We start from the raw sequence: 21462 nt of genomic DNA on the forward strand, positions 1-21462 counted from the left end.
ACGACGGACCAGTAGCCGGCCACGGATTCGTCCGGCTCGGAGGATGCAACGCAGCCTTCGCCAACCAACTCGCCGAACTCATCACCGCAGGAGCCCGCGCCCTGCAACACCAACGCTAAAAAGACGAACAGCCCCCTACACCACGGGCAGGGAAGCCCTGCCAGCACCCGCTCGCAGTGCCGCCACGAGGACACTCCCAGCCGGGAAGCGTCCACGGGCGGCCAGTGGGAACACCAGAGCGGTCACCGCCCATCCGGTACACCACCAGGAGATCCCCGACGCCGGACACGGACAAGAACACCGCACACACCGGGCAGGCCAAGAACAAGACCGAGAAGACCGCCAGCCGCACAACCCGGCGACGAACGCATCCCAGCGCAAGACCGCACGGACCAGGCCAAGAGCAAACCCCGCCACACCAAGAAAGACGCCAAAGACACCCAGCGCCGCTGACCGCACACCCGACGGCCGCCCACGCGCCGGGCCCCGGCCTACCCCCCCAGGCCGGGGCCCAGTCAGAACCGTTGTCTTTCCGATCATGGGGGACATTGGTTCGAGGATCAGTTGGCTGGACGGCCGCGCAGGCTACTGGGGTCGTCGGAGGTCGCCGATGCGACGTAGTTCAGGGTGGTCGACGTCGTCGTTGCCGATGACGATGCTTGCTCGCGTGGCCGGATCGGCCTCGGCCAGGTACTGCCGACAGGCCGCGTGGTAGCGGTTGTCGAAGGCATTCTCGGCCTGTTCAAGTCCGCCGAAGAGCGCTGCGTCCCGTGTCGTGCCGCGCCGACGGGCGACGGAGAAGCTCGTGTCGGCGAACACGACCTCATCCCACAGGTGCGCCAGTTCGCTGCGCTGGAGGAAGCTGCCGTCCACGATCAGCACCGCTTGGGCCGGCGCGGTGGCCGGGGGTTCGTCGATCTGCCGGTCGCTGGCCAGGTCGATGACGCGACCGCGGTAGCGGCGGTCGCCGCCTGGGCCCATCGGTGTGAGTACTGTCCGTGCGAACGCGGGAAGGTCGTAGGCGTCCTGGTAGTAGCCGACTGCTGAGTCGCGGCCCTGCCGGTGGCGGTGGGCGCGCGGGTGGTGGAATCCGTCCATGGACAGGTGAATCGCGGGTCGGCCGCGACCGGCGACCGCAGACGCCAGCGCACGGGCCAGGGTTGTCTTCCCTGCGGCGGTGATACCGTCCACCGCGACACGAAGCGGATGCCCGGGGTCCCGGGCCGCAAGGTGGTCAGCGATCCGCCCAATGACCTGGTCGCGGGTGGGCTGGCCCGAGCGATCGTCAGGCTGGGTCTCGCTGGTCTTGATCAGTTCTGCCACCCCGCAGATTCTACGATGTGCCGTGACGGCCGCATCTCTCTTCGAGCGCGAGTGGGCGGCCGCGCTGGAGTGCTCGCTCTGGCCGAGCTGCTGCTCGCCGACCGAGGCACTGAGCCCGAACCCGTCGCCCACCGCCACGCCGCGACCGGCACCCGCGGCCGGCCCGCCGCCTGACCCTCGTCGAACACCTCACGCACCGAGCGCACCACATCACACCCCAATCCACACACCGAGGCGGCCCGCCGATCGGGCCGCGCCGGAAACATGCCGAAAGATCCTGTCTGTTGCCAACAGGCATGATTTTGGGGCGAGTTGGAGGCACACCGCACAAGCCGCGTGCGCGTACACGAGGGCGAAAATCACCCCTGTGGGGGGGCTGACCGGCTCCGGACAGACGGAAGCGGGGGGCACCACCGCGACTCAACTCATCCCGGTGACACCAGCTACACCGCATCAGACTGTCCCCGCGAGCCGTTCCTCGCTGGCCTGAGCAGACCAGAAACAAAACACGGCCCGGAAGGACACCGGGCTGCGGCTTGCGGGACAACCACCTGCGTGTCGCAATGCGGAGAGCGAGGCGGGGCTTGCGCTGCTCGACACGGAACGTCGGGCCGACCACTGCGCCGGAGAATTCGACCCTCTGACGGAAGGAGTTCAGGGCGCGATCATCTCTCCTTCTTGTGTGATGTGAAATATCACATCACACAAGGCGGGTTGATGGCCCGTCACGCATCGGCGAAAACACAAAGGAGAGCACGTCCCATGAACCGCTTAGCCCTTCTCGCGGTCGGCGTTGCCGGCCTGACCGTTCTGGCCGCCAGCCCGGCCGCCGCGACCCCCGAGGCCGCCGCCGACCAGACCGTGACCACCTGCGGGAACTCGGGGCTCCAGGCAGGCCTGCTCACCCGGCTGTGCGCGGAGGTCACCGGTAACGCGGTGCAGTTCTATGGCAGGGTCAGCCTCGCCGGGCCGCCCTCTCCCGGCAGCCCGACGCCGGCCGCAAAGGAGCTGTCCACCACGCTGTCCGCCGAGGTCGTGGGCGCCGGTGCCCCGCCCCTCACGCAGTACAAGCCTGTCGTCTTCACCGCCACGACGCTCGAGGTGCGCGGCCCGGCGAGCACCGTCCCGTGTGGCACCACGGTCCGCGGCACGTTCGGCGTGGCCTCCTTCCCCTGGACACCCCAGCCGGTCGTGCACGAGGTCACCCTCACCTGCTGACGCCCCGCCACCCGGCGACTCGCCCAAGCGGGTCGCCGACGCGGCCTCCACCCGCGCTGCCGCCACGCAACCGGGGCCCGCTCCACACGGCAACCTGCCCCGCCCGGCTCTCACCTGAGCTGCCGCCTCTCACCGGATGACAGCCCTCACCGCGAACGGCCCGTCGGCGGGGGGCGCGCCCCGCACCCACGACACAAACCCCGAAGGCCGGCCTGGCGCCGCTGGGGGCGAGCCGCGCAGGTGAGCACAATGCCAGTCTGTAAACCCGGCCCCCACCTCTCCATGCGCACAGGTGGTTTCGCACTTGGCCCACGTGCGCCGAGGGCATGTACAAGGCGCCCGGCCACAGCGGTGATTCCCCTCCCCCACGGCACCGCTGTGGCCGCCACCCAAAGCCGACGACCGGCCCCTACTTGACTCTGTCGGGGATCTTGGAGTTTCCCGGTGCGGCAGCATGGTCAAGGGCACGCTCGGGTAGTCCCGATGACCGGTCCCAGCTGGATGCCTGTCGATGGGCGGCCGACTTCGTCAGACGACGGTGGCCGGGCTGGCTGCGCCGTTACCTTCTCGCCGGTGAATCGTTTCTCCGATGGTCGCGACGGAATGCATACCGCTCCCCCGCGGTGCCGCGACACCGGCCCGGGCGCCACCCTTCCCCCCCTTGGCTCCCGGGCCCTACCGCTGAGCTGGCCCCAGTCATACGACCGCCTCCGCCCTGGCTTTGGGGCGCGTCACCGCGGTGAACCCCGACGATTGTCGCGACGTGTGCATGGCCCGGTCGGCGGGGACCAGGAGGTCCGCGTCCCTGATGGTGAGCCCGTCCTGGACGGGGCGGGAGCCGGCGCACCACGGCGTACGGGGCGCGGGCGGGGGGCGCGCGGCGCCGGCCGGGTGCCGTTACCTGTCCTGCGCGGTCAGGAGGAGAACCAGGGCCTTGGAGCGGGTGGTCCCGAGCCCGGTGGCGACCGTCTCGGCGGACACGCCGCCGTCGCACAGCGCGCCCGTCTCCTCCCGGCCGACCTGGGCGGCGACCCGCTCCAGCACCCCGGCGGCGCGCAGCGCGGCCAACGGGGCGACCGCGGCCATGGCGGTCAGCTGCTCGGTGATCTCGACCAGGAGGGCGGCCAGCTGCTCGGGCAGCGGTACCGCCTTGTCGCGGACGAGGGACAGGTGCGCAGTCCAGTCCGCGAGCGGTCCGGTGAGGTCAACGTCAGCCTCGTATAGGGGCCGGTCGCCGATCGCGTGCCAGTCCAGCAGGTATTCGGCGGCACCCCGCCATCCGCACGCGCACACCGCCCGGAGCGCCTCCGCGCGGGCGGCGGTGTACAGCCGCTGTGGACGCTGCCTGTCGGCAAGCGATCGTTTGACGACACAAGGCTGTGACGGATCAGGGCGTATCGGCCGGGAACCGCCACAGCCTTCGACCGGAAGACCACCGCTGGTGTCTTCAAGGCCGCCGGGATAGCGCGTCGACTGGTGTTAGCCGAGTCGGAAGTGCTCGTTGTGGCCCTCGTGCACCCCTCCAGAGCCGTTGGTCTCACATGACCGATTGCTGGTGATGCTGGCCTCAGACCTGCTGGTACGGGTGTTCCTTTCCTTGCGGCGCGGCCGAGAGCAGGGTTCGAACGACACGGCCAGCGAACTCCAGCCCTACACCGAAAGGCCCGGCCAGCGGGTATCCGTACCGTACGCAACGGTGCTCCGCACGGAACTGGCTCTGCGACACGAAGCAAAAGCAGCAGCGCTACCAGACATGCGCGACCGACTGGCAGAGACGGCGGGCCTCCTGGTTCAGGCCCGCCTGGGTTCTCCCCCGTCAGCGTTCCCGCCCGCTCCACAATGGGGCCGCGACCGTCGGGCGCAATCGACAAGGGCGGTGAGCGGCCAAGGATCCCAGCGAGGTCGCTCGCGGTGTCGTGAGTCTCTGCGGCCAGGACCTGTCCACCCACGGCAGCTCCCCATACCGGGGGCTACGGGACAGAGCGCCGACCAGCGCCTCGCCGGACCGGGCCCACGGCCAACCCGGCAACTTTTCTATCTTACTGAGCTCAGATTTTCGTATGTCCGAGAACGATATATCCTGCCGTTGCTACAGCCACTACACGGGTGCGCTGAGCTGCGACAAGCCCGTCTCCCGCGGCACCCGCGTGGAGAGTGAGGTGATGAGGGAGAAGACATGGGGGACGTGGCTCGCGTCCGGACCTTGCCCGATCAGGACGGCATCCGCACTATCGTCTGCTCCGGGGAGTTCGACATCGGCTCCCAAAGCGCCTTGACTCAGGCTCTGAACGCCGCCTGCCACGACGGTGTCACCCGGACCGTCCTCGACCTCGCGCACGTCTCGTTCGGCGACTCCTCCATGCTCAACGCCCTGATCATCGCCCACCACCGACAGCACCTCGTCCTCGCCGGTCCTCTCTCACCCCAGATAGCGAGACTCTTCGAAGTGACCGGCACCGACAGCGTCTTCAACATCTGCGCAGACCTGGCCAGCGCGGCCAGCCGGTAACGGACCCGCTGGTCAGGCCGACTCCACGGTCTGCCGCGCCCACCAGCATGCGGCCGGGGCCCGCAAGCAGGGCAACCTGCAGAAGGAACCGCCGGGTGGCCTGTTCAGCGAGCCTCATGATCACGGGCTGGGACGCTCACGCGGCGGGTTCACCACCAAGCTGCACCTGGCCGTCGAGCAAGGCCAAAAGCCCATGTCGATCGTGGTGACGGCAGGACAGCGCGGCGGCTCGCCGCAGTTCGAACCCGTACTGAAGAGGGTCCGCGTGCCCCGCATCGGACCGGGGCAGCCACGCGTCCGTCCCGATCGCGTGAGTGCCGACAAGGCGTACGCCTCCCGCAAAAACCGCGCCTAGCTGCGCCGCAGCGGAATCCGCTGCACCATCCCGGACAAGGCCGACCAGGCACGCAACCGCCAGAAGCTCGGCTCCCGCGTCGGCCGGCCACCGCACTTCGACCCGGTCGACTACCGCCAGCGCCACGCGGTCGAGTGCGGAGGTCAGTCGCGGCGGGGTATGGGCGAGCGCCCCAGCGATTCCCAGCCCCACGCCGCGGTCTACTCGGGGCGGACCTGCGCGGCCTGCATGCCCTTCTGACCCTGCTCAGCCACGAAGCTGACGGTCTGGCCTTCCTTGAGGCTCTTGAAGCCATCGAACTCGATCGCCCTGAAGTGGACGAACAGGTCGTCGCCCCCGCCATGCGGGGTGGTGAACCCGAAGCCCTTCTCCTCGTTGAACCACTTCACCGTGCCGGTCTGTCGATTGCTCACGTGGCTTCCGTTCTCGCTTCATGATGCTGATCAACCGATGGAGATCCCTAACCGGCACGATGACCGCTGGACCGATGGCGCTGTGACTCGCCACGGTGATGTCCACCCGGGCGGCCGGCGACCGCGCAGGCACTCAGCAGCCCCTCCCTCCGACCGTGATGTCGGGAACGGCCCATACCCGTATGAGTGGGCAGAGCCGTTCGATGCGGTGTAGAGGTCCGTGAACTTCACGGTGTACCACCCTTCGCCCGCGCAGCTGTATGGAATGCGGTAGAAGGTCCCTCCGCCATGAACTGGATCGCTTTCGTAGGAGAAGGGCCCCTGCTTGATCACCTTCTCATTCATGTAGACGGTGTAGCCTCCACTGACCTGGCACTTTGAGTGGTACCAGGAAATCCCCAGCTCCCTTCGCTTGCAGTCGGATTCCATCTTGATGAAGGGGTTGTCGTGGGTGATGAAACAGCCCCGCAACGCCGTCCACCACGTGTCGGTCTGGCGGGCTTCCACACGCTTGCACCCTTGCGGATACGGGGCGGCAGGAGCGGCCGGCCTGGAGAGGCTCGCGCGATCCTCCTTGGCTACGGTGGCCGAGGCGGCATTTGGGAGTGTGCCTCCCAAAGCTGCGATGACTGCTGTGGTGACGGCGACGACTGTGGCGCGCTTGTGCACGGTGACCTCTTCACTTCGCTGGGTACGTCTCTGCACTGAGATGTACGCCGGCAGCCGGTGCTTGATATACGACTTAGACGTCGTTTCAGTTGGCGAGTCTGCGGTAGCCGATGAGGGCTGCGGCGATGCCGACGAAGGCGAGGAAGTGTTCGGCCTTTCGCTCGTAACGGCGATGGAGCCTTCGGCATCCGGCCAGCCAGGAGACCGTTCTCTCGACGACCCAGCGGTGTCGGCCGAGTCGCGTGGACGACTCGATGCCCTTGCGGGCGATGCGGTGGCGGATGCGACGCTCGCGAAGCCATTTTCGCAGGTGGTCGTAGTCGTAGCCCTTGTCTGCGTGGAGCTTGGCCGGACGCCGGCGGCGCGGGCCGCGGCGGGAGCGGATGGGCGGGATCCCGCGCACGAGCGGTTCCAGGCCGAGGCTGTCGTGCATGTTGGCGCCGGAGACGCCCAGCGACAGCGGCACGCCGTTTCGGTCGGTGATGAGGTGGATTTTCGATCCCAGCTTGCCGCGGTCGGTCGGATTCGGTCCGGTCAGTGGCCCCCTTTTGCCGCCCGGACGCTGACGGAGTCGATCGCGCACCGCGACCAGTCCAGCTCGCCCCGAGCGCCGAGTTCGTCGAGGATGACCCGGTGCAGTCTGGCCCACACCCGGTCCTGGCTCCACTGGGCGAAGCGCCGGTAAACCGTGGGCCAGGCCGGCCCGAACACCGGCGGCAGCTGCCGCCAGGTGCAGCCCGAGGTGGCCACGAAGATGATCGCTGCCAGGCATTCGCGGTCACCGGCCCGACGTCGCCCGCCGCCCTGGGGGCGTATGACCTCCGTCGGCGGGACCACCCGTCGGAACAGCACCCACAACTCGTCCGGCACCAATCGCTCCATCAGATCCGTCATGCACGGCTCAACGAGCGATCACGCCATCAGAAACGACGTCTTAACCGGTGTGGGTGATCACCTGATCCCCGAAGTCTGGCTTTGTTCACCGGTTTCGGTTCTGGCACAACTTCTGTGGTGGCGAGCTGATGCCATACCCATCGGGGTGACCAGGTCAGATCAACCCTCGCGTAGCGTTCAACGCATGCACACCACCCTTACGGAGCACGCGCGGTGCGTCTGGGGCGACGAGTACGGCCCGACGCCTGAGTGCGAAGCCCGAGAGCACCACTGGATGTACTTCGCGGAAGAGCTGACCTTTGCCGATGCCGAGGCGATCCTTGCCATGTTGCGTGAGCTCTGCCCTCACTTGGTCGACGGCCTCCTGCCGGTGTGGGTCCGCAACCTCGCCTACCGGCTGATTCTGCTCCAGCGGCCCGACGACCCGGCGAGGATGCGGGAGGCGGCCCTCAACCTTGAGGCACACGGCCCTTCCTGGGACGACATAGCCGAGGACCTCCGCGCCCGAGCGGACGCCCTTGACCCGGAGGGAGCCAGACCTTGGGGACAGGGTCCGGGGTAGGGGCGTAACTGTGAGCCGTGGGGGCGTATTCACGTGCGCACGCATGACTGCGTGGGACCACCCCGCATCCCCCTGCGGCCGGCCATCGGCCCGTCACCACAGAAGTTGAGCCAGAACCCCGGTTTCGACAGCAGTTGTTCAGTGCTTCGGGAGGCGCCCGGGCCGCGGGTGCTGTCGCTTCTCGTGTTCGATGTTCACGAGAAGCGACAGCACCCGCGAACGCCGATGAGTCTGTTGCCGCTCCAGGCAGACCCTACGAACTACGGGATGCTCCAGCGGTGCGGATGGTCGGGACCGGCGGGGCAAGCGCAGACGTTGCGCTCGCCGGAGCGGCCCACGGTGACCTCGGTGGGGGTTACGGACCGAGTCGGGCAGGTCTCGGTCCTAGCGGCCGGCCGTCGGCGTGGCCGTCGGGCGCCACTCGCGGCGAAGGAGGCCGAAGACCCAGGAGTCGGAGACGTCGCCGTTGACGACGCAGTCCTCGCGGAGGGTACCTTCGCGGACGAAGCCGAGCTTCTCCAGGACCCGGGCGGACGCCACGTTGCGGGTGTCGGTCTCGGCCTGGACGCGGTTCAGGTCCAGGGTGTCGAACGCCCACCGCAGGACGGCGTGCGCGGTCTCCGTGGCGTAGCCGTGGCCCCATGCGGCGGCGTCGAAGATGTAGCCCAGGGACGCGCTGCGGAAGTCCGGGTTCCAGCTGGTCAGGCCGCACCAGCCGATGAACGCGTCGTCGGAGACGCGGTCGACGGCCACCCGCGCTCCTGTGCCTTCCTCCTCGATCGTCCGGCAGGTCGCGATGAAGCGCTGGGCGCGGGCCGGTTCGGTCCACGGCGGGGAGTCCCAGTAGCGCAGCACGTTGGCGCTGCTGTGCAGCGCGTAGAGCGACGCCGCGTCGGCGTCGGTGAACGGCCGCAGTCGCAGGCGGGCGGTGTGCAGCTCGGGGGTGGGCAAGGTCATGCGGAGCATCCTGCCGCGTCACGTTCGCCTTCGACCATCCGTTTATCCGGACGGTTGGAGGCGCCTACGTCCGCGGTGACGCCGGACGCGCCGGATGGGCGGTGAGTCCAGTACCGTGCCGGCATGGCGAGCAAACGGCGGCCGTACTGGCGGACCTTCGGGACGCCGACCAGCCTTGTCCTGTACCGGATCCCGGACGGATGGAGGTACGCCGTCCACTTCACCGGGCCGGCCGGCATCGCCGACGGCACTCTCGCTGGTCCTTCGCCCTCTCCCGAGCCGGACATCGCGCAGGCGGCCCTGGTTCAGAAGGCGGAGGAACTCACCCACCGCCGGCTTGACGTCCTCTGGCACGCACCCGATCAACCGGACTGGTGGAGCGGCACGGTCACCGTCGCAGGGCCGCTTCCACCTGCCTGAGGCCGGCGCACCGATGCGGTCAGGGCATCAGACCCCGACGGCGTCGGTCATCGCACCCAGCAGCAACCTCTCCGTGCCAGTGCTGCTGTCGAAACCCGTGAACATTTCGATTCCCTCTCGGGTGGCGGCTGCCTCCCAAACCGGTGTACATCCGCTGCCCGTTCTCGCGGACAGAGCCACGTGGGCGGACGTCCACCGCCAGGACGTGATCCCGGCGATGCGCCGGCTCTACATGACCGCCACCCCCCGGATCTGGATGGAACGGCCCCCGCGGTTCCGGGCGCAGGAGCGTGAGATGGCGGAAGCGCGTCGGCTCGCCGACGAGGAACGGCGTAGGGAGGCCGAGGCGGAGGAGCGCAGGGAGGCCGAGGCCGAGGGGCAGACTTACGTCTCCCGGCCGCGCTAGGACCGGCTCCCGAAGGAACTCGCCTGCTCGATGGACGATCCGAGGGTGTTTGGGCCCGTCGTCTACGAACTCTCCCTCGCATCCGCCATCTCGCGGGGGCTGCTGGCGAAGTACCAGATCGTGGTCGCCGAGCTCACCGACCCGGTCGTCACACCGGACCGGCTGGTCAGTGAGGAGCGGTACGACGAGCAGCTGCGCGGTGAACGGCTCGCCGCCCTGCAGACCACCCTGCTGGAGACCATGTCCGCCCACGGGCTGCAGCCCAGCATCACCTTCCACCACCGCACGATCGAAGCGGAGGCCTTCGCCACCGGGCTGGACCGCGTCGCCCGCCGGCTGCATGCGGTGGATCCGGTGCGGCATCCGAAGCGGGTGTGGTCGGGGTGGCTGTGCGGGGAGCATGAAGGCGCCCACCGGCAGGCGGTCCTCGCCGACTTCGGACGCCGGGCAGGCCGAGCCGTGCTCTCGAATTGCCGGGTTCTGGGTGAGGGCGTCGATATCAGAAGTGTGGATTCGGTTGCCCTGGTCGACCCCAAGGGGTCCGCGGTCGACATCGTCCAGGCCATCGGCCGTGCCCTGCGCCAGCACCCCGGCCAGGGCAAGATGGCGACCCTCATCGTGCCCGTCTTCTTGGGCGCGGATGAAAAGCCCGAGGACACGCTTTCCTCGAATTCGTACCGCCCTCTTATTCGGGTTTTGGAAGGATTGCGGACTCATGACTCCCGTGCCGTGGAAATGCTTGCAATTCCGCAGGAAAGCCAGAAGCGCGTTGTCGAGCCGTCGCTGCCGGTCGGACCGGCCCCGGAGGACGGCCAGGAGGAGGGTCGGCTGCTGCTCCGCTTCGCGGCGCCCCGTGATCCAGCGCTGATCGCCAAGTGGATCAGCTACCAGGTCATCAACACCGAGCGGCAGAACTGGCGCCGGGGCGCCGAGGCCGCACTGCGGTACCGGCAGCGGGAGGGCCATCTCGACGTCCCGTACGAGCACGTCGAGACCGCGGGAGCGTTCCCGCTCGGCAGGTGGCTGTCCGACCAGCGGCGCGCCTACCGGGCCGGCACCATGACCGGCGAACGCGCCGCCGAGCTCGAAGAACTCGGGATCGTCTGGGGCACCGCCGACGCCGCCTTCGCCGAGAACCTCGCCGCCGCCCGCGCCTACCACGCCCTCCACGGCACCCGCGCGGCCCCACGCGGCGCCACCATCCTCGACATCGCCGTCGGGCAATGGCTCACCAACGTCCGCCGCCCCGGCGGACTGGGCAAGGACCCCGACCGGGCGCGCCGGCGGGCTGCCGCGCTCGCCGCCATCGACCCCGACTGGAACCCGCGGACGCTGGGGTGGACGGTCGACTGGCAACGCCACTACGCCTACCTCACCCAGTTTCTCGCCGAAGGCGCCCGCCTGACGGCCGTCGTGCCGGGGGTGACCAGGCACGGCGAGGACGTCGGGCGCTGGCTCGCCACCCAACGACGGAACTGGGACCGACTCAACGCCGAACAGCAACGCCGGCTCGCCGAACTCGGCGTGAAGAAGGCCCCACGCGCCCGCAAGGCCCCCACAAAGACAGCCCCGGCCTCCGGGACGCGCGCCGGCGGTACGGCGTTCGCGAAAGGGCTCCAGGCCCTCCAGCAGTACATCCAGCGGGAAGGGACAGCAGCAAGGATTCCCCGCTCGCATATTGAAGTCGTGCGCTACGACGGGAAGGACGTTGAGGTGCGGCTGGGGGTGTGGCGCAGCAACATGCGCAGCCGGCAAGCGGCACTCCCACTAGAACAGCGGCGGCAGCTGGCAGATCTCGGCCTCTTCGACTGAAAGGGCCGGCGCGGCAGGTGGGCTGTGTCACCGCTCTGCGGCGCACTTGTGAACAGGCACGTCCCTGGCAGCCGGCCATCTTCGGGATTGGCGCCCGACGGCAGCAGCTTGGTCACCTCATGCCAGCCATGATCACTATGGGTGGGCATCGTGAGCAGGGATACCCTTCCCGTACGGGCTGACGCCCATCTGGAGCCACCGCCGCACCCATTCACAGCGGTCAACGGGTCAAGGCGTCTGCCACAGGTCGGGGTAGTAATTCGGACAGACGCAGCGCGGGTTGTCCAACGGGGGTCGATGATGCGCTCAGCGAGAACCCCGAGCGCGGGTTCGATGATTTCTGCTGCGGCGAACTGCCGTTCGGTGACCTCCCACGCGTCTACCACGCTGAGTTCCAGCCGCCCCGAGTGCACATAGGCACAAACACCTTCGCCCGCTATCTGGAACCAGCCTGGCTGCGCCAGCCGCGGAAATTCTTTGATGCGGTTCGGGAAGGCGTCGGACACGCCCACCGGGGAGATGCCGAGTAGGTCGAACACAGCCAGCAAGTCCGCCTCGGTCTCGGCCCGGATTGCCACCCGCAGGTCGTCGTAGTCGTTGGTGTGCCCGCCCAGGCCCCGGCAGTAACGGAACAGTCGCAGCCGCCGCGCCCACGGAGCGTAGATGCGCTCGGCCCACCCCTCGCCATAGCCTTCCCGGTTCCGCCTTTCCCGGTCCCACTGCGTCCCCGCGTCATCAGTCATGGCAGCAATCTACCCCTGTCTGGAACCCGGATCCCGGCGAGATGAGCGCAGCAGTGCGGGCCGCAGGAACCGGATACCGGTGGATTACCGCGGCCATGGTCTGCGGGGCGGCCAGGCCAGGTGCTTCAGAATGAGGCGTCGAGCCCGGCAAACATAACACGGTCATAAACAGTCATTTTTTTCCAACGGTATTACTCGGAAACTCCCACTTGATCACCACGCGAGTCGGGCGGCACAGTATTCGCGGACTGAATACACGCGCATGACCCCGGAGGGCGGCGCGACAGCCCTGGCGGGAAACGCCTTGTGTCCTCCGGCCGGTCCCGGCGTGCTTCGCCCGGCCGGGAGCCGGACGGAGGAACAGGTGGAGGCGTTCACGGGCCTAAAGCGCGAGGACCCCGATCAGATAGGTCCCTACCGCATCATGGCGCTCCTGGGCGAGGGCGGCATGGGACGGGTGTATCTGGGCCTGTCGCGGGGCGGCCGCTCGGTGGCGGTGAAGGTCGTGCGGCCGGAGCTGACGGACGACCGGGAGTTTCGGCGGCGGTTCGCGCGTGAGGTCGACGCGGCCCGGCGGGTGAACGGGCTGTTCACCGCCGGTGTGGTCGACGCCGATCCGCATGGGACGCCGGCCTGGCTGGCCACGGCCTACATCCCCGGGGTGTCGCTGGCCGACGCGGTGAACGAGTACGGCGCGTTGCCGTGGGAGTCCGTCGCGGCACTGGGCGCCGGGCTGGCCGAGGCACTGGAGGCGATCCACACCGCCGGACTGGTCCACCGGGACCTGAAGCCGTCCAATGTGCTGCTGGCCGAGGATGGCCCCCGGGTGATCGACTTCGGGATCTCGGTGGCGAGCGAGTCGACCGTGCTGACACGGACCGGTCTGGTGGTGGGGACGCCGGGATTCATGTCGCCGGAACAGCTGACGGATCGGCGGGTCAGCCCGGCGAGCGATGTGTTCTCCCTGGGTACGGTGCTCGCGTTCGCCGCGTGCGGCGCCGGGCCCTTCGGCACGGGGTCCGTGCAGGGGCTGCTGTTCCGCATCGTGTACGAGGAACCACACCTGGAAGGGATACCCGAGGCGTTGCGGGAGGTGTTGGCGCGATGCCTGGCGAAGGAACCCCACCAACGGCCCTGCGTGCCGGAGGTGTTGGAGGAACTGGCTGGACTGGCTACCCGGCAGGGCGGTTCGCCGGGCCGGAGCGTGGGCTGGCTGCCCGGGCCGCTGGCCCACGCCGTTCGTCTACGCACCGCCCACCCCACCCCCGCGACGGCGCCTGCCGTGGCCGCGCCGTCGGTCGAGGACAAGGTGGAACCCGCACCTCCCACCGTCCGGCCCGGCTCCGAGCGTACTCCGACCGTCTCCGCCCGACCAGGCCCGCCGTATGCCGCGGCCGATCCTGCGGGCAACATCCGGACAGCACGGGGGGACATGAGCCATACCCTCACACAGACGGCCGTGGCCGACGGGCCCCCCGGCCCGGCTCTCCCGTCCCCGCCCGAAGACCCGGAGCTGACGGAGAAGCCGGGTTCCCCGACCGGATCTCCCGCCGCGCCCGGCATCAGCCGGGACGAACGACACCGCCCCACACGCCGCACGATGCTGCTGTCCGTCGCGGCAGCCGTGGGTGCTGTAGGGCTTCCCGCCAGCATCTACCTCACCCGGTCGGCCAGCAACAACCCTTCCCGGACCGGCCAGTCCTCGGCCACCCCCTCCCGGTCCGCGCGGCCCACGTCAGCTCCACCACGACCGGCAACGCGGATCTCCGTCGGATCCGCTGTGAACACGCTGGCATTCAGCCCTGATGGCAAGGTGCTCGCGGGCGGCTGCGACGACGGGGCGATCCGGCTGTGGAGCACGGCGACCGGCAAGCTCAGCGCTACCCTCAAAGCCGAAGAGCCCAACCGGGACGACGGGACCGATGTGCTCGCCGTGGCATACAGTCCTGACGGTAGGACCCTGGCCGGCGCCAGAGATTCCGGCACCCTCCAGCTATGGGATCCGGCGACCGGCAACCTCACCGCCAGCAACGCAGGCGACAGTTTTCATACCTTGGTGTTCAGCCCCGACGGTAGGAATCTGGCCGGCGTGGATTCTGCGGGCACCTTGAGCCTGCGGCACCTGCCTGCGGGCAGAGACCACATCAGGCATTCCGGTGTTGCCGTGTCAGTGGCTTTCAGTCCCGACGGCCAAACCTTGGCCGTTGGCAGCCGCTCATCCGACCCGGGCCGGGCCCGGCTGTGGAGCACGGCGACCGGTAAGCTCACCGCCACCTTGAAGGGCGCCACCTTCGGGGTGAACTCGGTGGCGTTCAGCCCGGATGGCAGGGTACTGGCCGGCGGCTCGGGAGACGACACCGTCGCCCTGTGGGACCCGGCGACAGGTGAACTCACCGCCACCTTGACGGGGGAAGACGTTGACGATGGCGAGGCCCAGAGCGTGGACGAGATGCGGTTCAGCGCGGATGGCACAGTCCTGGTCACCTGCGGCTACCCCAACACAATACGGCAGTGGAATCCGGCGACCGGCAAGCTCAAGGCCACCTCCAAGGCCCCTGCCTACAGGATGTACAACTGGGCGTTCAGCCCGGACGGCAGCGTTCTGGCCGGCACCGATTTGGACAACACCGTTTGGTTCTGGCAGCTATGACGTCCGTCAGGATCCCTGCCGCGGGCTGCCCCATGGGAACCAGGAGGAAGACTTCCACGACTTCGTCCCACTCGGAGGCGTTGATCATCTCCGGCGGCGTGGTCCGTACCTCGACGGTCATTGCGACCGGACCGGTGTGTACCCCGGTGATGACCACGGCTGCACCGGGCTGCGTCACCGCGATGAGACCGTGGGGCTCACCGCTCTCGGCGCCGGGCATTTGTGCGGTGTCGACCAGGCAGAACGTGTGGTTGCTGGCATCGACATCTACCGGGCCGCCGTGGGACTCGGTCATGGAAGCTCCCTGTTGTTCAACCGACTACGGTCTGATCTCGACATGGAAGGCGTCGTCGGCAGCCCGCTGGCGCCACTGGCTCAGCTGACAACCCGAAGTACACGGCCAACGCCCGATGGCTGCTCTACGGCCTGTCCTTTGACGAGGACGCTGCCGATACCCGCTACACCGCATGCACCTGGGAGATGAAAGTCCTGTTCGCCGCCCGGGACGGTGACGAGGCACCCACTGTCTTGACCCCCGCAGGATCCGCAGCCCCCCGGATGTATCCGACTCGGCGTGCGCGGAACTGCTCAAGCGGGTCAAGAAGCGCACCGCCGCCATCCGCCGCCGGACCCTGAATGACTTGCTCGTCGCGACTTCCATCGCGGAAGGCGTGGTCTCCAAGGAGTTCCTGGCCGCCCTCGATGTGGCCGGCAGCATTCCCCGCGTGTACAGCGCGCTCTTCCCCAAGATCGACTACAGCGCTCTCTTCCCGGGCCTCAACATCGCGGCCTTCAACAGCGTGGTGGAGCAGATGGGCCACCTGGTCGACTTCTCGGGTCTGAACCGCAGTGTGGCCGAGATGGCGCTGCAGCAGCAGCGCGACCTCAACGACTCCCTGCGGCGCAGTCTCGACAGCCTCGTACCCAAACTCGACATCGCCGGGCCTGATGCCACGCCCCGACTTCAACGCACTCATCGCATCGTCACTCACCAAGGTGATCGCTGCACAGGACAGCGACGACGAGGAGGCAGAGGTCGCCGACAATCAGCTGTCGTTCGAAGATGCCAACGAGGATGAGACCGGCGACAAGGACGACTCGGCCCCCGAAACAGCGGAAGGCCCCGCGTCCTGACCCGTACGGATGGGCAACGACGGCCGGCTCGTCCCTTCGGTGGCGCGGTGTGGTCCCGGCCGTACTGCGTCCCTCAGACCGGGGGTCGAGGCCTGAGGGAGGCTCCGTTCCGGCGCCGGTGCGGAGCCGAGCTCGTTCAGGTGAGCCGGCAGCTGGTGCTCGTTGGCCGGGTTTCCTATGGGCAACCGGAAGTACGGCAGGCGCACACTGCGGTTGCCTGGGGTTCTTCGCCGAGGGAGCCACCGCCGGCGCACCGCAAGCGGTCCAGGTCGCCGACCGGTGGCGCCTCTGGCACAACCTCAGCGAGGCCGCCGAGCGAAGCGTCTCCCAGCACCGCCGCTGCCTGCACGTTCTGGCTCCCGCCGCCCCGCAAGCCGAGGCAGATCCGGCTCCGGCAACAACCGAGCCCGCGACCTCACCGTGGACGACCAGCAGCCGCTTCGCCGACCGCACCAGGGCCCGACATGCCACGATCCACGCCCTGATCGAGGCCGGACACAGTCGGCGCTCGATCCAGCAGCAGCTCGGCATGACCTACCGCACCGTCCAGCGTTTCGCCAACGCCGCACGGCCGGAAGACCTCTTCACCGGCCAGTGGCAGAACCGGTCCTCTGTGCTGGACGAGTACAAGCCCTACCTCGACAACCGCTGGGGCGAGGGCTGCACCAATGCCTGGAAACTGTGGGAAGAGATCGTGCCACTCGGCTACCAGGGCAGCTACGCGCGCGTCCGCGCCTACCTCCGCCTCAAACGGACATCTCCACAGCCGGTGGCGGCCCGGCCGCCGTCGCCCCGCGCAGTCGCCGGATGGATCCTGCGCCGCCCGGAGGCCCTCACCGAGTCCGAACAGCTCCAGCTCAAGACCGTCTCGGCCGACTGCCCCGAGATCGCCGCTCTCACCCGCCACGTCCGCTCCTTCGCGACCATACTGACCGAGCGCCAGGGCGAACGCCTGCCGGACTGGCTCGACGCCGTCCGACAAGATGACCTTCCCAGCCTCCACACCCTCGCCACAGGACTGGAACGCGACCGGGACGCCGTCATCGCCGGCCTCACCCTGCCCTGGAACTCAGGTGTCGTCGAAGGGCATGTCAACCGGATCAAGATGCTCAAGCGCCAGATGTTCGGCCGCGCGGGCTTCCGGCTCCTCCGGAAGCGGGTTCTTCTCGCCTGACGGTGACCACACTGGTCGTAGGCTGCGGGCAGCGAGTCCGTCCGAGTCTTGGAGGCATGCCGACGTGACAGCGACACTGAGTCTGTGGAAGCAGAAACCTCCGGATGATCCCCGAGCCGTCACCACCTACTGGCACGGACTCTGCGATCCCACTGTCGTAACCCTGCGCATCCCACTGTCGTGCGCAGAGTAGATGTCAGTGCGGCGCAGGGTCGTGTCAGCGAGGGGGTGACGGACGCGTTGTGGCCTCGGGCCGACAGCCGACCGTGGTCCAGGAGTCGGCGAGATCCCCGCATGATGTGGTCGAGCCAGGCCGCACATACCGCGTTAGCACATCGGCGTCGTCGCGAAGGTGACCCGAGTGGTGGCGAACGTTGGTGGGAGAGACATTGGATGTGAAGACCACCCCACCGGTCCGGTCCGTTGCGGATGTGACCTCTCGGGGAGTCGCTGCTACTCCGCATCCTCCCTGAATAGCCGCAATCGGACGATCCCAAGCCGTATGCAGCGGAGCGGAGCGGGCCGATGCCATCCGGCTCCGTGGCCGGAGGCGAGCAGTGTGGCCTGGAATGCGCTGCGACCGATCGAGTACAGCAATGAGGGAGCATCGTGACCGCGCATGAGGACCCGAATTCTGGTGCTCGCGCTGAGCCAGAAGGATCGGATTCTGGTCCGGCCCGAGACTCGGGAGAGCAGGAGAGCCGGGAACGGCTCCTTGCCGGACGCTATCTGCTGGTCGAGATCCTCGGTCACGGCGGTATGGGCACGGTCTGGCGGGCAAAGGACCAGCTGCTTGACCGCGAGGTGGCGGTGAAGGAGTTGATCATCAGCGGCCTGACGGATCAGGAGCGCAGCACCCTGCACTCCCGGATGACACAGGAGGCCCGGGCCGCAGCGCGGATCAAGCATCCCAACGTCATTGCCGTCTATGACGTGCTGGAGCAGGAGGGCCGGCCGTGGATCGTCATGGAACTCGTCGACGGCAGATCCCTGGCTGACACCATTGCCACCGAGGGCACCCTGCTGCCGCACGAGGCGGCAAGGGTAGGCGTCCAGGTAGTGGCCGCCCTGGAGCAGAGCCACCGGCATGGTGTGCTGCACCGTGACGTCAAGCCGGCCAATGTGCTGCTGGAGCGTGGCGGGCGCGTGGTGCTCACCGACTTCGGCATCGCGCTCTTCGAGGGCGGCAGCGGCCTCACCCGCACGGGCGACATCGTTGGTTTCCCGACTTCGTTTCTCCGGAGCAGGCCTCGGGCCACCGGCCGGGTCCCGCATCCGACCTCTGGTCGCTAGGCGCCACGCTGTACGTCGCCGTCGAGGGCCGGGCTCCCTTCAGCCGTACCTCGACCCTGAGTACCTTGCACGCGGTGGTGGCCGAGCCGCTGCTCGAACCGCGGAACGCGGGCCCGCTCAAGCCGGCGATCGAGGCTCTGCTGCGCAAGGACCCTGACGAGCGGCCGACCGCTGATCAGACGCTTCGCATGCTTGAGGCGGTTACAGCCGGCCAGCTGCTCACCATCGGGATGCCGCACACGCCCACTCAGACAGTGGCGTCTGGCCGGCCAGGGGGTCCGGAGACGGAGGTGGCGAATGGAGTGCGAAAGGGCGAGGGGAAGCGGAGCCGACGGGCAAGACTGCTGGTTGCCGGGGCCGGGCTGGCGTTGATTCTTATCGCCGGTGGCATCACATTCGCCATGCTGAACATCGGTGGGCAGAGCTCCACGCACACTGACATCCTGCCGAGCAGAACCGCCGCAGCCACTGGCCCGAGCACCGTATCCGCCAATCCGTGCCCTGGACAGGGCACCGCCAACCTGCCGGTCGGCTGGACGGAGCTGAAGGGCACTGCTATCAGTCCAGGCGCTGACCCCGGCGGCTTCTGCATCCGCTTCGGCGGCCTGTATTGGGGTGGCATCTACTTCTCACAGGTCCCGGGACCCGACTACACGGTGACCGTGGACGGCAAGCTCGCATCAGGCGCCGGCGGAATGGCCTCAGGATCAGGCTGGGGCCTGGCAGCACGCACCACCATCGCGGCGAACGGAACAGTCACAGGACACGGGATCCAATACGACCCCAACGGCTACCGAGATGTGGACTACCCCAAGGACTCCGGAACCACGTATCCGGCGGCCACCGACAACGAATGGCACCAGCTCGCGATCAGCGTGCACGGCTCCCAGTACACACTGTCCGCCGACGGACAGACCGTCACGCAAGGGACGTTGCTGCAACCGGCAGAAGACCACGGCGGCGCCTTCGTCCGGGTCTGGTTCGGCGCCACGGTCGAATTGCGGAACCTCCGCATCATCCCGCAGGATTGAGCCGGATTCATGGCGGCCGCGAGCGGCTCCTCGTCGAGTCACCCCGCGCCTCGATGTCCTCGCCGCCTACCAGGTCGACGCCCTCACCGGGCGGAAGAAGCCCCACGCTTCCGTACGAGGTTCGATCCAGCCCGCCGAGGCCGAGGTCCTCCTGCGCGTCTGGGTCGACGGAGGCATCGACCCTCACGACGCCGCGCAACGTCAGGCCCGGGAAGACCTGGCCGCCGCCGAGATGGTCATCCCCGGCGGCATCATCGACCGCTTCCACGACAACGTGCTGTGTGTGCGCTCCGCAAGGAGTCCCCCGTTTCGTTCTGGCCCTGTCCCACTCGTGAGCTGCCGCAGCAGGCGGAAGGTTATGTTCCGGACCGGCACAAGGCCTGGCGTGGTTCGGCGGGTGCAGGGGGGCGGTCGGTTCAGTCCGCGGCCGAGCAGGGCGGGACGTCGGCCGGAGACCTGCGGCAGCCGGTGCGACGACACCCTATCCATGGTTGCCATCCGCAACTCCCAGGGCTGATTTCCATCCATAGATTTTCAGCCGATGAATGGCTAGAGATGGAACAACCCATGACTGCACGTCAGCAGTGTCTGATCAAGATAAAAGCCATATAGCAGCCAGGCGGGACAAACTGGGCATTCTGCGATCACTCTGGGTGCATGTGGTCTGTGTCACCTCATAGTTTTCGCTTGACCCCCCGGGCATTACGGCCTTTGATTAAGTCGATCATCTCGGGGGAAGATTTATCTCTCCTCGATCAATAAGCGCAAGGACCTCAAGGACGAGAGCGACCTGCCCAAGCTCGACGACTCGAAGCTCCTCGGCGGTTGCTGGGAGATCGGCCTGATCACCGACATCGGTTTCCAGGAGCTGGAGCTCATCCGCTACATGCGGAACTGGGCGAGTGCGGCTGACCCCAACCAGGCCCAGCTTGACGGCCTTCAGCTGGCCAACTGGTTGGGGACCTGCATCAAGCACGTGATCACGCTGCCCTACGACAACATCACGGCCCAGGTCCAGAAGCTCCTCGTGAAGGTCAAGGAGAAGCGACTCGAGGACAGCACGATCAAGGAGATCACCACCTTCTTCGTCAACCTCCCGCCGGTCCAGGCCGACCCCCTCGCTTCTGGCCTCTTCGGCCGATACACCACCCTCACCACGTCACCGGAGACTCTGGACAACATTCGTCGGCTCTGGCCCGACCTCTGGGACCGGGTTTCCGACGAGACCCGTTACAACTTCGGATTCCGGCTCGGCCGGTTCCGCGCCAACGGTGACCAAGACCAGGCCGTTCTTGTTCGACAGCTCATTGACCTTGTCAATGGAGCGACCTACCTGCCATCCGAAGAGCGGGCCTGGGAGATCGACAGTGCCTTGGATGAGTTGATCGACGCGCACAACAACTGGAACAACTTCTATACCGAGCCGCCGATCGCACGCCGGCTCCAGGACCTCGTCGGCCAGCACGGCGATATCCCGGAGGGATTGAGTCGGAAGTACGTGTTCGGATTGGTTGAGGTGTTCCTGACTAACGGGAACGGCATCGCCATCAACGCCGACCCGATCTATCAGGACCTGATCCAGACCTTCGACCCGCAGCAAGCATCGCTCGCTCTGAGGTCGTTCACAGACACCGCGATCACCACGAAACTGCAGTGGGCGATCCCTCGGGAGAAGTGGGCCGAGCTACTCGGACTGATCGGGAACAAACTGACCGGCCGCAAGGACCGCGAGTTGTTCGACGCCGTCAAGTCCCTCGTGAGGAAGCCACAACTCTTGGCCAAGGACGCCGGGATCAAGGCTCAGCTCAAGAGCTTCGACAGCTGACAGGCAGGCGAAAGTGAGTTGAGGGTGCCGCGGCGAGGGCTGCTACACCCTTACGCCGTCGCCGAAATCACTCG

At 67.8% G+C, this 21462-nt stretch carries 19 protein-coding genes and 1 pseudogene; 12 read left to right on the forward strand and 8 right to left on the reverse strand.

What is annotated here, in order from left to right:
* The coding region (locus tag AC07DU_RS27720; protein ID WP_479114286.1) for a hypothetical protein at nt 1-215 on the reverse strand (215 nt) is incomplete at its 3' end.
* 370 nt (nt 216-585) lie between these two features.
* On the reverse strand, nt 586-1323 hold the full coding sequence (locus tag AC07DU_RS27725) for a hypothetical protein (RefSeq protein ID WP_479114288.1): 738 nt from the start codon (nt 1321-1323) through the stop codon (nt 586-588).
* 762 nt (nt 1324-2085) lie between these two features.
* Here AC07DU_RS27725 and AC07DU_RS27730 point away from each other — a divergent pair.
* The gene (locus AC07DU_RS27730) at nt 2086-2541 is read left to right on the forward strand and encodes a hypothetical protein (RefSeq protein ID WP_479114290.1); all 456 of its coding nucleotides are present in this window, start codon (nt 2086-2088) and stop codon (nt 2539-2541) included.
* Between the two features lie 897 nt (nt 2542-3438).
* Here AC07DU_RS27730 and AC07DU_RS27735 read toward each other — a convergent pair.
* A complete protein-coding gene (locus AC07DU_RS27735) occupies nt 3439-3834 on the reverse strand; it encodes a hypothetical protein (protein ID WP_479114292.1) in 396 nt (131 codons plus the stop codon).
* A gap of 883 nt (nt 3835-4717) precedes the next feature.
* Here AC07DU_RS27735 and AC07DU_RS27740 point away from each other — a divergent pair.
* On the forward strand, nt 4718-5050 hold the full coding sequence (locus AC07DU_RS27740; protein ID WP_479114294.1) for an STAS domain-containing protein: 333 nt from the start codon (nt 4718-4720) through the stop codon (nt 5048-5050).
* A 19-nt stretch (nt 5051-5069) separates the two neighbouring features.
* Nucleotides 5070-5546, forward strand: a pseudogene (locus AC07DU_RS27745) (transposase); the annotation flags it as partial.
* Between the two features lie 59 nt (nt 5547-5605).
* Here AC07DU_RS27745 and AC07DU_RS27750 read toward each other — a convergent pair.
* Nucleotides 5606-5818 (reverse strand): cold-shock protein, encoded by a 213-nt coding sequence (locus tag AC07DU_RS27750; RefSeq protein WP_479114296.1) that lies wholly within the window; start codon nt 5816-5818, stop codon nt 5606-5608.
* A gap of 754 nt (nt 5819-6572) precedes the next feature.
* A protein-coding gene (locus AC07DU_RS27755) for an IS5 family transposase (RefSeq protein WP_479114484.1) occupies nt 6573-7369 on the reverse strand; the annotation gives its coding sequence in 2 pieces (ribosomal slippage) (nt 6573-7031 and nt 7034-7369; 795 coding nt in all).
* A gap of 196 nt (nt 7370-7565) precedes the next feature.
* On the opposite strand from AC07DU_RS27755, the gene AC07DU_RS27760 reads away from it, so the two are divergent.
* Nucleotides 7566-7943, forward strand: coding sequence for a hypothetical protein (locus AC07DU_RS27760; RefSeq protein WP_479114298.1), 378 nt, complete (start codon nt 7566-7568; stop codon nt 7941-7943).
* 384 nt (nt 7944-8327) lie between these two features.
* On the opposite strand, the gene AC07DU_RS27765 is transcribed toward AC07DU_RS27760, so the two are convergent.
* A complete protein-coding gene (locus tag AC07DU_RS27765) occupies nt 8328-8900 on the reverse strand; it encodes a GNAT family N-acetyltransferase (RefSeq protein WP_479038934.1) in 573 nt (190 codons plus the stop codon).
* A 123-nt stretch (nt 8901-9023) separates the two neighbouring features.
* On the opposite strand from AC07DU_RS27765, the gene AC07DU_RS27770 reads away from it, so the two are divergent.
* The 3 genes from AC07DU_RS27770 to AC07DU_RS27780 all read left to right on the forward strand — a co-directional run bounded on the left by AC07DU_RS27770 (nt 9024) and on the right by AC07DU_RS27780 (nt 14931).
* Nucleotides 9024-9320, forward strand: coding sequence for a hypothetical protein (locus AC07DU_RS27770; protein ID WP_479114300.1), 297 nt, complete (start codon nt 9024-9026; stop codon nt 9318-9320).
* A 436-nt stretch (nt 9321-9756) separates the two neighbouring features.
* Complete coding sequence (locus AC07DU_RS27775; protein ID WP_479114302.1) at nt 9757-11538, forward strand: helicase associated domain-containing protein; 1782 nt, start codon at nt 9757-9759, stop codon at nt 11536-11538.
* A gap of 1107 nt (nt 11539-12645) precedes the next feature.
* Nucleotides 12646-14931: a WD40 repeat domain-containing serine/threonine protein kinase gene (locus AC07DU_RS27780; RefSeq protein WP_479114304.1), complete on the forward strand. Its 2286-nt coding sequence runs from the start codon at nt 12646-12648 to the stop codon at nt 14929-14931.
* Here AC07DU_RS27780 and AC07DU_RS27785 read toward each other — a convergent pair.
* A complete protein-coding gene (locus tag AC07DU_RS27785; protein WP_479114306.1) occupies nt 14864-15226 on the reverse strand; it encodes a hypothetical protein in 363 nt (120 codons plus the stop codon). The two genes, AC07DU_RS27780 and AC07DU_RS27785, sit on opposite strands and share 68 nt — an antisense overlap.
* 346 nt (nt 15227-15572) lie before the next feature.
* On the opposite strand from AC07DU_RS27785, the gene AC07DU_RS27790 reads away from it, so the two are divergent.
* From AC07DU_RS27790 to AC07DU_RS27805, 4 genes are all read left to right on the forward strand, one after another.
* Nucleotides 15573-16010, forward strand: a complete 438-nt coding sequence (locus tag AC07DU_RS27790; RefSeq protein ID WP_479114308.1) for a hypothetical protein — start codon at nt 15573-15575, stop codon at nt 16008-16010.
* A gap of 584 nt (nt 16011-16594) precedes the next feature.
* Entirely contained in the window at nt 16595-17239 is a 645-nt protein-coding gene (locus tag AC07DU_RS27795; RefSeq protein ID WP_479114310.1) for an ISL3 family transposase, read from the forward strand.
* Between the two features lie 609 nt (nt 17240-17848).
* A complete protein-coding gene (locus tag AC07DU_RS27800) occupies nt 17849-18532 on the forward strand; it encodes a serine/threonine-protein kinase (RefSeq protein WP_479114312.1) in 684 nt (227 codons plus the stop codon).
* A 65-nt stretch (nt 18533-18597) separates the two neighbouring features.
* Nucleotides 18598-19563 carry a serine/threonine-protein kinase gene (locus AC07DU_RS27805; RefSeq protein ID WP_479114314.1) on the forward strand — a complete coding sequence of 322 codons (966 nt, stop codon included), beginning with the start codon at nt 18598-18600 and terminating at the stop codon, nt 19561-19563.
* A gap of 7 nt (nt 19564-19570) precedes the next feature.
* Here the strand turns inward: AC07DU_RS27805 and AC07DU_RS27810 are convergent, their stop codons facing one another.
* Complete coding sequence (locus AC07DU_RS27810; RefSeq protein ID WP_479114316.1) at nt 19571-19831, reverse strand: hypothetical protein; 261 nt, start codon at nt 19829-19831, stop codon at nt 19571-19573.
* 618 nt (nt 19832-20449) lie between these two features.
* Here AC07DU_RS27810 and AC07DU_RS27815 point away from each other — a divergent pair.
* Nucleotides 20450-21388, forward strand: coding sequence for a hypothetical protein (locus AC07DU_RS27815; RefSeq protein WP_479114318.1), 939 nt, complete (start codon nt 20450-20452; stop codon nt 21386-21388).
* Nucleotides 21389-21462 lie beyond the last annotated feature (74 nt).

The organism is Streptomyces sp. NPDC045695, assembly GCF_056432025.1.

What these genes read in the sequence shown, in the direction of transcription:
- AC07DU_RS27730 (WP_479114290.1), top strand. Translation starts at nt 2,086, where the DNA reads ATGAACCGCTTAGCCCTTCTCGCGGTCGGCGTTGCCGGCCTGACCGTT.
- AC07DU_RS27740 (WP_479114294.1), top strand. Translation starts at nt 4,718, where the DNA reads ATGGGGGACGTGGCTCGCGTCCGGACCTTGCCCGATCAGGACGGCATC.
- AC07DU_RS27760 (WP_479114298.1), top strand. Translation starts at nt 7,566, where the DNA reads ATGCACACCACCCTTACGGAGCACGCGCGGTGCGTCTGGGGCGACGAG.
- AC07DU_RS27765 (WP_479038934.1), bottom strand. Translation starts at nt 8,900, where the DNA reads ATGACCTTGCCCACCCCCGAGCTGCACACCGCCCGCCTGCGACTGCGG.
- AC07DU_RS27770 (WP_479114300.1), top strand. Translation starts at nt 9,024, where the DNA reads ATGGCGAGCAAACGGCGGCCGTACTGGCGGACCTTCGGGACGCCGACC.
- AC07DU_RS27775 (WP_479114302.1), top strand. Translation starts at nt 9,757, where the DNA reads ATGGACGATCCGAGGGTGTTTGGGCCCGTCGTCTACGAACTCTCCCTC.
- AC07DU_RS27785 (WP_479114306.1), bottom strand. Translation starts at nt 15,226, where the DNA reads ATGACCGAGTCCCACGGCGGCCCGGTAGATGTCGATGCCAGCAACCAC.
- AC07DU_RS27795 (WP_479114310.1), top strand. Translation starts at nt 16,595, where the DNA reads ATGACCTACCGCACCGTCCAGCGTTTCGCCAACGCCGCACGGCCGGAA.
- AC07DU_RS27815 (WP_479114318.1), top strand. Translation starts at nt 20,450, where the DNA reads ATGCGGAACTGGGCGAGTGCGGCTGACCCCAACCAGGCCCAGCTTGAC.